The organism is Oleiphilus sp. HI0128 (assembly GCF_001635365.1).
This window is the reverse complement of sequence record NZ_LWGG01000752.1, coordinates 1-8,951: the sequence shown is the minus strand read 5'-3', so window position 1 is coordinate 8,951 and position 8,951 is coordinate 1. Positions and strand designations below refer to the sequence as shown.

Genomic DNA, 8,951 nt, shown 5'->3' with positions numbered 1-8,951 from the left:
TGACTTTATGGATGATAACCCTTCGATCGTTGGTTATCCTGCTTCCTGGGTGAATAATCCGGCAGTGATCAGTAAGAACAATAATATGGTTTCTGTAAACGCTGCAATCGAAGTTGATTTGACGGGGCAGGTGAATGCAGAGCATATGAATGGTCAGCAGTTTTCAGGCACCGGAGGGCAGTTGGATTTTGTGAGGGGGCTTATATGGCCGAGAATGGCCGTTCTTTTATCGCGCTTCATTCTACAGCAAAAAAAGGTCAGGTGAGTCGAATTGTCCCACGCATAGAGGGTGGGGCTGTGACCGATACCCGTATGGATACGCATTATATTGTGACGGAAAATGGCTGTGTAGATTTAAAGGGTAAATCTTTAAGTGAAAGGGCTGAGCTACTAATACAGCTGGCGCATCCCAGGTTTCAGCAAGAGTTGATCGATAGTGCCCGAGCAATGGGGGCTTTGGGAAAAAGTGGGCGAAAGTTGCCCGGTGCAGAAATTGCTTCATAGTTAAAGAGAGGGACGCTTTTATGACTTGGGTCATTGAGGATTATTCCTTTCTAGTATTACAATCGAATAGAAATATCTCTGACATAAAAGTGTCTTAATATGCCAAGGATATGTTTTGTTAAACCCAGTGATGAGGATAGGGAATTGAATACAGATTTTTTGAAAGATCTAAACGAAAAAGCAAAGGAATCACTGGCGCCTATGAGTAAAGTTGGTGAGTTAATGACCAGCTCTATGCAGGAAACCTTCAAAGCACAAATGGAGTCGGCGAAAAAATATTCAGACTTTGCATCGGCCCGTTTTAAAGCATTTACCGAAGTAAAGGACCCTGAGTCTTTACAGGATTTCTTTAAAGAGCAGATGGAAGCTTTTGGCGAGCTAAACGAGCAGATGATGACTGATATTCAAGCACTTAGCGATGCTGGAAGTAAGTTTCGTGAAGAGTTGGAAGAAATTATGAAGTCGGCTTCAGAGCCCAAAACTGAAGCAAAACCAGCTGCTAAAGCGACAAGTAAAGCAAAGTAGTGGTATGACAATGAAGGCCAGTACTACTTAGCAGTTCTGGCCGTTCATGACTTTTTTCGCAGGCACTTTCTCCATACCGCTATCTATACCTCTAGATTGGGTATTTAGCCCTTTTGGCTGCCTGTTCTATAAGAATAATTAGGAACACGCTCTTATGACGAAAAACCTTTTTGATAATCCCTATTGGAAAATGAGTGCCAAGGCAATGGAAGAAAGCCAGCGCGCTTTAACTTACCTTTCAACTCAATTGAATGAAGAGCATGGTAGCTTGCAGGCTGTTGCCAGTGATGCTACAGAGTCTTATCTAAAGTATGTCCAAGAGGTTGTAAAGCATCCTTGGGAAACGACAAAGCAAACGGCAGACTTGGGCAAGAATTACTTTCGTGTCGTTAAGTCGGCTTTATCGCAGGTTGCGGGTCGAGAGGTTGAGCCGGTCGTTGAGGCGGAAAAAGGAGATTTTCGATTTAGTGATGAAGGCTGGGTTGAAAACGCTTATTTTAACTTTATCAAGCAAGCTTATTTGGTGACCGGTCGTGCATGGTTAGATAGCATTAATTCTATGCCAGGCCTTGATGATAAAACGCGTAGCAGAGCAGAGTTTTTTGTCAGGCAGCTCGTTAATGCCGCATCACCTTCAAACTACATTCCTACAAACCCAGAGCTTTTAAGTCTTACGATTAAAACTCGCGGTGCCAATCTGGTGCAGGGCTTTGAGCGCTTTGTAAAAGACTTGGAAAAAAGTGCTGATACCTTAAAAATCACCATGACGGATGATGAGGCCTTTCAGCTAGGTGAAAATATTGCGACCACCAAAGGAAAGGTTGTTTATCGTTGCGAGTTGTTTGAGTTGATTCAATACTCTCCGCTTACCGATAAAATCACTGAGACGCCTTTGCTGATCATTCCACCTTTCGTCAATAAATTCTATATTCTCGATTTATCAGAAAAGAATTCCCTCGTGCGATGGGCGGTAGAGCAGGGGCAGACCGTCTTTATGGTGTCTTGGTTGAACCCGACTGAAAAAGAGCGGAATATCGGTTTCGACCGCTATGTCACCGACGGTGCATTACATGCTCTAGAAGTGGTTGAAAAACAAACGGGGATCCGTGAAATCAATGCGGCGGCCTATTGTATTGGCGGCACCTTATTAATGACTACGCTAGCCTATATGGCTGCGCGTAAGCTAAAGCCTCGTGTTAAGTCAGCAACGCTTTTTACGACCTTGACAGATTTCTCTGATCCGGGAGATATTGGTGTATTTATCGATGACCATACGATTAAAGCGATAGAACATCAGAATAATCAAAAAGGCTACTTCGATGGCAGAGTGATGGCGGTTTCATTCAGCAAACTGCGTGAGAACTCTCTGTATTGGAATTACTATATCCAGAACTATCTAAAGGGTGAGTCTCCGACGCCTTTTGATCTTTTATACTGGAACTCCGATAGTACTAATATCACCGGTGCTTGTCATAACGAGATGCTGCGAAAATTCTATATGGAAAATCGTTTGGTTAAACCAGGTGCTTATGCGGTCAATGGCACCAAAATAGACTTGTCCAAAATAGAAGTACCTTTGTATTTTATCAGTACCCATCAAGATCATATTGCCAAGTGGCGTGTTACCTATGAAGGTGCCAAAATCTGCAAAGACAACGCAACCTTTGTGCTGGGTGAGTCCGGTCATATAGCGGGTATTGTTAACCCTCCAGCGAAGAAGAAGTATTCTTACTGGACGAATGAGAATATTGTTGACGATGCGGATGAGTGGCTCGCGGCGAGTGAGCACCATAAAGGCAGTTGGTGGACACATTGGAACGACTGGCTCCAGCCCTATAAAGGCGAAGAGATCGAAGCTCGTTTGCCCGAAGCAGGAAAGCTTGAAGTCTTATGTGATGCCCCTGGTACCTATGTAAAACGTAAGCTTGGTGTGATGAACTGATAGAAGAAACTATCGTTCTAGGGCAGGCTTTTGTTTTTAATAAAACGCTGCCATTCTAGCAAGGCTTGTTGGAAGTCAAGTAAACCACATTCTGCCTGGAGCTCCTGGTCATATAATTCTGTATTTTCAGGAAGCTCTTCGTAGACCTCATAACCGAGAGCGTTCGCAAGAACTTCTGCTCCCACTTTGTCTAACCTGAGTTGAAATTCAGAGCCTTGAAAGTGGTATTGAGTGATTTGTCCTTTTTCCACTTTGTCTATTATTGTTAAACCTCGTCAATTGCGACGATAGTCTTTAGCTCCATATTGAAGTAAGTAGCGATAGCTTCATGGCCGCTAGAAAATAGGGCTTGCGGCTGGGAACTCTCATCAAACAAAAACTCGTAATCCAATTTTGGCCTCTGTTGTTTGATTAAAACATTTCCAAATCACCATCTTCAACCAGGTGCTCTACAATTTGATCGTTTTCAGTAAACTTTTCAGGTGACCAGCTAAGGTTGAAGATAAGGCGTTGATAGATGGTGATTTCATCAAAGCGGAATTTAGGGTCGATCAGCTTAAACTTAAAGCATAGTTGAGGCTCGGTTGAACCAAAGGACATATGTTTTTGAGAGTGGTTTACCAGCGTTGGGACATAAATACGATTGCCTTCTAAACTCTCAACGGAAGAGAAGTAGCAAGAGCGTGCTTTACCCCAAATCAGGTTGGTGGCTTCGTTGAGAATCGAGTTAATATCATTGCGATTCGGACGCATTGAATGAATGGCAGTTGCGTCAGAGCGAATTAAATCAGTGATTTCCTTTTCAGTGGTCTGCAGCATCATATAACCACGGCACCAGTCACTTTCCAAAGGAATCAGTGTGAACAATTCACCATAGATTAATTGGTCTTTTACCAGGTAGGGGTAATCACAATGAACTTTTACCCCGGGGATCAGGCTTTCAAATACTTGAGTAGAGATCTCCTGAAAGCCCTTGGCCAACTCCAGAGGGTAATACATGCTACAAATATACTCGTTGATCAAACCGTTAAGTTGGTCAATGTTGTTGTTTTCATAGCTGCCAGCAATCGCTTGAAGGACTTCAGGAGAAAGTTCTTTACGCGTTACTCTGCGTAAAAATATCGGTAGTTCAGGACGTTTGCGGTGAATCTGGAGGCACAAATCTCAACCACTTACGCCACTACTATCAGGCGCTTCGGTCAGGAATACACTGCCCAGGTCGAGATTTGACGACAGGACTTCGTCAAACTCACTCGACGCCCCTTCGAGACCGATATGGTCGTCCTCGGTTTTGACTCTTAAACCAACCAAATTATTTTCAATGCAAACATCTTTTAACAAGGTCAATGACGTTTTTTCGAACTCGTGTACAAGTACTTTACTGACAATTTTTGTGTCCTTGCTCATCCATACCTCGTTTAAAACGGACCTGAGAATTAACAAATTTGAAACTGCATTTGATGCTACAACAGTATAGTGTACAAATAAGGCTAGCGAGTAAAATTATCAGATTGAGCCGCTTGTGCTCGAACTTGAGTGTGCTACCTTATATGCTATTAACCAGGAGTCGCTTAAGTACATAGATAATAAAAAGGAAAAATTATGAAAAGTATAATGTTGATGGTCCTATGCGGCTTTTTGGCTTCATTCAGTGCTATCGCTTCTGAAGGCCTGGTATCACTTGAAAGCCCGTATACAGTGAAGAAAACTGCCGACCGATTTGAATCAATTATTCTGGCGAAAGGTCTAAGTTTGTTTGCAAGAATTGATCACAAGGAAAATGCGGAAAGCGTTAATTTGGCTATGCCCGAGACGGAGCTTATTCTTTTTGGTAACCCAAAGGTAGGAACACCTCTAATGAACTGCGCGCCAGCGGTAGCAATCGATTTACCGCAGAAAGTAATGATTCAAAAGGATAATGATAATAAGGTCAGAATTTCATACAACAATCCGGAGTATTTACAGAAGCGTCACGATATTCAAGGTTGTGACCAAGTCATATCTAAAATCGCCGCAGTACTGAATAAGCTGAGTACCGCAGCAATTAGTCAATAATTTAGCCAGCAAACATAACAACCGCTTCGCCTTCGATCACGGTTTCTCCCTGATCGTTTACACAGAGGGTGCTAAGCGTAATGATGGGCTTATCATTACGTATGTTGATAATCTCTACTGTTGCAGTGACTTCCTGATTAATAAATATTGGTTTCTTGAATTTTAAGTCCTGCCCCAAGTAAATGGTACCTTCTCCGGGCAGGTGTTTTCCTAACAAACCAGAAAAAAGGCTTGAAACAAGCATCCCGTGGACTATTTGTTTACCAAATGGTGTCTTGGCTGCATAGTCGGCGTCAAGGTGGACCGGGTTGAAGTCAAGTGATAACTCTGCAAAAGCATTTACTTCTGCTTCAGAAAAACGTTTGCTGATACTTGCGCTTTGGCCAAGACTAACTTTCGACATACTTGTTTTATTCCCTTAATGCTTGTTGTGAGTGATGAGCCGGTAGTGACTAGCTCGATATTAGTTTGTCTACATTAAAAAAAGGTGACACTGATAGACGTCAAGCCAAGGGTATTTAGCCAATAATATTTTCTTTGAATTGTCGTTGGATTTCTTCGACTAGCTCGCGATTTTTAATTAGTGCATCAACGCATTCCCTATCCAGCTTAGTGCCAGCCATGGCGTCAATTTTTGCGAAAGCATCATCGTTTGACCAAGCTTTTTTATAAGGTCTCTCACTGGTTAGTGCGTCAAAGACATCGGCTACTGCGACAATTCTTGCCTCGATAGGGATATCTTGGGCAACTAGCCCATCAGGGTAGCCGGAACCGTCGTAGGCTTCGTGATGGTGGTGGGCGATATTTTTCAGAATGTCGATGTAGTTGAGGCTATCTAGGCTGAAGTTTTCTAACAGCGTATCGATTAGCTCCTTGCCTTTCTCTGCGTGAGATTTCATGATCTCGAATTCTTGATCATCTAACTTTCCTGGCTTTAAGAGTACAGAGTCGGGAATACTAATCTTGCCAATATCATGCAAAGGTGAGAACAGGAAAATATGCTCGACAAACTGGTCGTCAAAACCATATTTATGCGCCAGCTCGTCAGCGATTAGTCTTGAAAATCGGGACATTCGGTCGATGTGCATTGCTGTTTCAGGGTCACGATGGTGAGTGAAATTCATGGCGCTTCTGACAGTTGCTTGTAAGGTACCTACCACATCTTGTTCATGGGATACCAGAAGAACGAGCATGTGAGCTGTCATATCCAGGTCTACCAAGGTGCTTTCTTCAAAGACGTTTTTTTCGAAGGAGTTAAAAAATATAAAGCCGATAAATTGCCCATCTTGATACATTGGAAATGTATAGCTAGAGCCGAAATGACTCTTTTCTAATACTCTCGTATGGGTATTCTGGCCGTCAGAAAAAATTTCCATATTGTTTACGACTCGTGGATTCCCACTCTTGATTATCTCTATCAGGGAAGGGGCATCGCTTAAACTTGCTTGATAGTGAGTCAAAGGGCTTTCGTGTTCGCTGCTCCAAGCAAAGGTTTTAAGGGTATCGGTTTTCGCATCAAACAAGGCGACGGCGATACGGTCAATATAGTGATGCTGATGTTTTAAGTGCCCATGGAGTAGCCGCAACTTTTCAAGTAAAGGGCTACTGGAGCCTAATTTCTTTAAGGGGTCTTGGTGACTGTATACGCTTGGTTTGTCCATGTTTCATCTTTAGCTCGTTCAAGTCGTTAGTTCTAGTATAGACGAGCTGGGTCAAGCGAAAAGCAAAAAACTAAATTGGTTACAAATCTGAACTTTGTTCCGAGTGGATTTAGCGGCTAAGCTGGTTTATTCTTCGCGTCATATATAGTTTCTTAATAATTTATTACAAAATAACCTAACAGGATGTCAATATGAGTTCGATTCTATCGGGGATGCGAGTGGTTGAAGCCTCTGCATTTGTCGCTGCGCCTCTTGGAGGAATGACTTTAGCTCAACTTGGAGCGGACGTCATTCGAATAGATGCGATAGGGGGGGGGTTGGACTATCGTCGCTGGCCCGTTACAAAAGATAATGTCAGTCTGTTTTGGGCAGGGCTAAATAAATCTAAGCGTTCGGTAGCGATCAACTTTAGGTCTCCAGAAGGTTCAGAACTCGCTAAGCAAATTATAACCGCGCCTGGCAAAGAAGCGGGAATGCTATTGACAAACTTTCCACCTAAGGGTTGGTTGTCTTATGAGGATCTTAAGGCAATTCGTCCAGACATGATACAGCTCACCGTTCAAGGCGATAGGCATGGTGGCTCGGCTGTAGACTATACGGTTAACCCGGCCATTGGCTTACCGTTTTTGACAGGCCCCTCTGATAGTAACTCGCCAACGAATCACGTACTTCCTGCCTGGGATCTGGTGACAGGACAGATGGCTGCACTGGGCTTGTTAGCTGCAGAGCGTCATCGTTATCGCACAGGTGAAGGACAGCACACTAAGATTGCTTTGGCTGATGCGGCCATGGCAGTGATGGGGCACTTAGGATTTATTGCTGAAGCGCAGTTAGGAGAAGAGCGTCCACGTTATGGAAACTATCTCTTCGGTGCGTTTGGACGAGACTTTACGACATCTGATGGCGAGCGTGTCATGGTGATTGGCTTGACCAAACGCCAGTGGAAGTCCTTGTGTATTGCTACAGAAACAGCTGAAAAAATGGACCAGCTAGCGGCAACGCTAGGACGTGATTTTTCTCAGGAAGGTGCTCGCTTTGAGTCTCGTGATGAGATTTCGGCTTTATTTTCTGACTATATTTCTAAGCGCAGTTTTAAGGATATTGAGTCTCGCTTCAATGAAAACGGAGTTTGTTGGAGTAAGTATCAAACGGTTAAGGAAATGGTAGATAGTGACCCGGAATGCTCGCTAGACAATCCAATGTTTAACCAAATTGATCAGCCTGGTGTTGGTTCATTCAGAGCAGCAGGAGCTCCTTGGAACTTCTCGGCATTTGAACGCCAGCCTGCGCAACCGGCGCCAAAACTAGGGCAGCAAACCGATGAAGTGCTTTCTGAAGTGGTTGGTTTGAGTAGTGCTGAAATTGGCCGCTTACACGATGCGGGTATCGTTGCAGGGCCAGAGTAGCGTCTAATCCAAACCTTTTTCCTTAAGTGTGTACTATTGGGGCCAGAGTAAAACAAACGCCTTTACTCTGACCCAATTTGAAGATGCTTATACCCTGTTGTTTCTAAAGAAATTTTATGGACTTCCAGGGGGCATTATTTTTATTCCATAATACTATAAAAATCCTAAGGCGGCTTTGATTCATTCGGCTATATTAGTAGGGATAGTAATACTTATGGAATAGAAAGGAGTCAAAATGCCCCAAGCAGGAAGCGCCCTGGAGCCCTTACACCTATTATTTAAAGAAACATGTATTGACGTTTTCGCAAGCATTCAATGCGAATTGGAAATTGTAGAGTCGGCAAAAGAGGTCTTGGCCCTGCCTTGCGCATTTATCGAAGCGCTTTCCGATGACCTGGAGCTGAAATTACTACTACGAGGCCCTGTCTCCATTCTAAGAGAAACTTATCCAATTAAAGGTGATGCCGAGTTTGTTCAAGCTCATGAGATTGAAGACTGGATTTCCGAATTGGCTAATCGTTTTATGGGGGCGCTCAAAAACAAACTCATCGATTATCAGCACTACCTGCAACTCGGCACCCCTCAAAAGCAGTTTGGCATTCGGCTTGATGAATTGCTTGACGAAGGTTTTTCGATGTTAACGCTTAACTTTCAAAGTGGGCGAGAAGTCTTTGAATGTAGTTTGCACACAAAAGTATTAAATCAAAATTTGTCCTTTGAGTATAAAGAGCCTGAAGCCGATCCTTTTGATGATGGCGAGCTAGAGATGTTCTAAATCTTTCTACAAGAGCTAGCTTTTGTTTCGCGCCGCTATTTTTGCTAAAATGCCGCGCAATTTCCTACATATTGAATTTTTGT

General features: G+C 43.3%; 11 protein-coding genes and 1 pseudogene. 6 read left to right on the top strand and 6 right to left on the bottom strand.

Translation table 11 applies throughout. The features are described from left to right. Positions 1 to 7: 7 nt before the first annotated feature. The 3 genes and pseudogenes from A3763_RS30100 to phaC all read left to right on the top strand — a co-directional run bounded on the left by A3763_RS30100 (position 8) and on the right by phaC (position 2,971). Positions 8 to 504 (top strand): annotated as a pseudogene (locus tag A3763_RS30100) (acetyl-CoA hydrolase/transferase C-terminal domain-containing protein). A 144-nt stretch (positions 505 to 648) separates the two neighbouring features. Further along, complete coding sequence (locus A3763_RS10055; RefSeq protein ID WP_068511741.1) at positions 649 to 1,029, top strand: phasin family protein; 381 nt, start codon at positions 649 to 651, stop codon at positions 1,027 to 1,029. Positions 1,030 to 1,183: 154 nt separating this feature from the next. Then, the gene (gene phaC / locus A3763_RS10050) at positions 1,184 to 2,971 is read left to right on the top strand and encodes a class I poly(R)-hydroxyalkanoic acid synthase (protein WP_068513780.1); all 1,788 of its coding nucleotides are present in this window, start codon (positions 1,184 to 1,186) and stop codon (positions 2,969 to 2,971) included. Between the two features lie 17 nt (positions 2,972 to 2,988). On the opposite strand, the gene A3763_RS10045 is transcribed toward phaC, so the two are convergent. From A3763_RS10045 to A3763_RS26985, 4 genes are read right to left on the bottom strand one after another with little or no spacing between them, the layout of a single operon-like run. Then, positions 2,989 to 3,222: a YacL family protein gene (locus A3763_RS10045; protein WP_197469623.1), complete on the bottom strand. Its 234-nt coding sequence runs from the start codon at positions 3,220 to 3,222 to the stop codon at positions 2,989 to 2,991. 14 nt (positions 3,223 to 3,236) lie between these two features. Beyond that, positions 3,237 to 3,362 carry a YacL family protein gene (locus tag A3763_RS29885; protein WP_197469622.1) on the bottom strand — a complete coding sequence of 42 codons (126 nt, stop codon included), beginning with the start codon at positions 3,360 to 3,362 and terminating at the stop codon, positions 3,237 to 3,239. 20 nt (positions 3,363 to 3,382) lie between these two features. Beyond that, positions 3,383 to 4,132, bottom strand: a complete 750-nt coding sequence (locus tag A3763_RS10040; RefSeq protein WP_068633895.1) for a chemotaxis protein CheX — start codon at positions 4,130 to 4,132, stop codon at positions 3,383 to 3,385. Between the two features lie 3 nt (positions 4,133 to 4,135). Next, a complete protein-coding gene (locus A3763_RS26985; RefSeq protein WP_068641541.1) occupies positions 4,136 to 4,378 on the bottom strand; it encodes a hypothetical protein in 243 nt (80 codons plus the stop codon). Positions 4,379 to 4,573: 195 nt separating this feature from the next. Here A3763_RS26985 and A3763_RS10035 point away from each other — a divergent pair, with 195 nt between their 5' ends. Further along, positions 4,574 to 5,026: a DUF302 domain-containing protein gene (locus A3763_RS10035; protein WP_068513781.1), complete on the top strand. Its 453-nt coding sequence runs from the start codon at positions 4,574 to 4,576 to the stop codon at positions 5,024 to 5,026. A 1-nt stretch (position 5,027) separates the two neighbouring features. On the opposite strand, the gene A3763_RS10030 is transcribed toward A3763_RS10035, so the two are convergent. Further along, entirely contained in the window at positions 5,028 to 5,429 is a 402-nt protein-coding gene (locus A3763_RS10030) for a MaoC family dehydratase (protein ID WP_068513786.1), read from the bottom strand. A gap of 115 nt (positions 5,430 to 5,544) precedes the next feature. Next, positions 5,545 to 6,687 carry an HD-GYP domain-containing protein gene (locus A3763_RS10025; protein WP_068513789.1) on the bottom strand — a complete coding sequence of 381 codons (1,143 nt, stop codon included), beginning with the start codon at positions 6,685 to 6,687 and terminating at the stop codon, positions 5,545 to 5,547. A 191-nt stretch (positions 6,688 to 6,878) separates the two neighbouring features. Between A3763_RS10025 and A3763_RS10020 the strand changes: the two genes are divergently transcribed. Both A3763_RS10020 and A3763_RS10015 read left to right on the top strand, forming a co-directional pair. Continuing rightward, positions 6,879 to 8,093 (top strand): CoA transferase, encoded by a 1,215-nt coding sequence (locus tag A3763_RS10020; protein WP_068513791.1) that lies wholly within the window; start codon positions 6,879 to 6,881, stop codon positions 8,091 to 8,093. 235 nt (positions 8,094 to 8,328) lie between these two features. After that, complete coding sequence (locus tag A3763_RS10015; RefSeq protein ID WP_068513794.1) at positions 8,329 to 8,868, top strand: hypothetical protein; 540 nt, start codon at positions 8,329 to 8,331, stop codon at positions 8,866 to 8,868. Positions 8,869 to 8,951: the final 83 nt, after the last annotated feature.

Bases quoted from the DNA above. Each gene is read 5' to 3' on its own strand.
- phaC (WP_068513780.1), top strand. From the start codon at position 1,184: ATGACGAAAAACCTTTTTGATAATCCCTATTGGAAAATGAGTGCCAAG.
- A3763_RS26985 (WP_068641541.1), bottom strand. From the start codon at position 4,378: ATGAGCAAGGACACAAAAATTGTCAGTAAAGTACTTGTACACGAGTTC.
- A3763_RS10035 (WP_068513781.1), top strand. From the start codon at position 4,574: ATGAAAAGTATAATGTTGATGGTCCTATGCGGCTTTTTGGCTTCATTC.
- A3763_RS10030 (WP_068513786.1), bottom strand. From the start codon at position 5,429: ATGTCGAAAGTTAGTCTTGGCCAAAGCGCAAGTATCAGCAAACGTTTT.
- A3763_RS10025 (WP_068513789.1), bottom strand. From the start codon at position 6,687: ATGGACAAACCAAGCGTATACAGTCACCAAGACCCCTTAAAGAAATTA.
- A3763_RS10020 (WP_068513791.1), top strand. From the start codon at position 6,879: ATGAGTTCGATTCTATCGGGGATGCGAGTGGTTGAAGCCTCTGCATTT.
- A3763_RS10015 (WP_068513794.1), top strand. From the start codon at position 8,329: ATGCCCCAAGCAGGAAGCGCCCTGGAGCCCTTACACCTATTATTTAAA.